At 42.4% G+C, this 1,291-nt stretch carries 1 protein-coding gene; it reads left to right on the top strand.

The genetic code is table 11. From position 1 onward, the window contains the following. Positions 1-9: 9 nt before the first annotated feature. Positions 10-1,148 (top strand): IS3 family transposase gene (locus ACFQ0V_RS13240; RefSeq protein WP_381014456.1). Its coding sequence is split into 2 segments (ribosomal slippage): positions 10-244 and positions 244-1,148, totalling 1,140 coding nucleotides; the frame shifts between segments, so codons are not numbered across the junction. Positions 1,149-1,291 lie beyond the last annotated feature (143 nt).

Below are 1,291 nucleotides of genomic sequence, written 5' to 3'. Positions count from 1 at the left end.
GTGTCCGAAATGAAACAAAAACGTTATAACCAGGAATTCAAACAAACAATCGTCGAACTCTACAGGTCTGGCACATCTGTAAGTGATCTCAGCCGTGAATATGGTGTATCTGAAGTAACAATCTATAAATGGATCAAAGCACTTTCCCCGATTGAAAACGGAGGTGGTTTGACACCCGCTGAAATTGCAGAAATTCAAAAGGAAAACCTTCGCCTTAAACAGGAGGTAGAAATCCTAAAAAAGGCTATGACCATATTCGCGAAAAAGTAACCGACCAAGAGATGATCGACCACATCGAACAGGAAAAGGAGAACCATCCGGTTCAAGTCTTGTGTAACGTACTCGAAGTGCCTAGAAGTACGTATTATCAATCCTTCCATAAAGTGAAATCAACGCACGCAATTGAGAACGAGGCTATTTTAGAACGCATAAAAATCATTCATGCGGAGAGTAAAGGCCGCTATGGTACGCCTAAAATCCATGAAGTTCTCAAAAAGGAAGGCTTCAATGCCAGCTTGAAACGTGTCCAACGCATCATGAAGTCAGAAGGAATCCGATCTAACATCACAAAAAAATACCGTCCGGCTTCATCAGCTAGCCAAATAGAAGAACGCAATAATTTATTGGAACAGGATTTTGAAACGACTACAATCAACGAGAAATGGGTTGCGGATATTACATATATCCACACACTTAAAAACGGGTGGTGCTATTTAGCTTCCGTCCTTGATCTACATACCAAGAAAATTGTCGGTTATTCCTTTTCCAAGTCCATGACAACCGAGCTCGTCTTACAGGCATTAACGAACGCAATTGACGTCCAGCAGCCGAAAGAGGGTCTGATTTTTCATACCGATTTAGGCAGCCAATACACAAGCGAGGACTTTGAAAAAGCAGTAAAAACAGCGAAAATTCAACACTCTTTCAGTCGAAAAGGCTGTCCTTATGACAACGCCTGCATTGAGTCTTTTCATGCCACTTTAAAGAAGGAAGAAGTCTATCAAACGACCTATATAGATTTTGAAGAAGCACGATTCGCCCTCTTCCAATACATTGAATCATGGTACAACCGTAAACGGGTCCATGGGTCTATTAACTATCTAACGCCGCAACAATTAGAAGATCTATGCAGACAGAAAGCTGCTTAATCGAAGAATCACATTGGGTCTTCGATTCAACCTACCTACACATTTTTCGGGAACGACATCCATGGGCTGCACTTCCTGTGTCCAGCGAAAGCTGTCAAGTGCGGGCTTCCACTTGACTGGTTTCGCTGGATACAGGACGCTCC

It is taken from the genome of Savagea faecisuis, from assembly GCF_042675605.1.
GTDB lineage: Bacteria > Bacillota > Bacilli > Bacillales_A > Planococcaceae > Savagea > Savagea faecisuis.
Note: the sequence above shows the minus strand (reverse complement) of the source record. Positions and strands in the feature narration are given on the sequence as shown.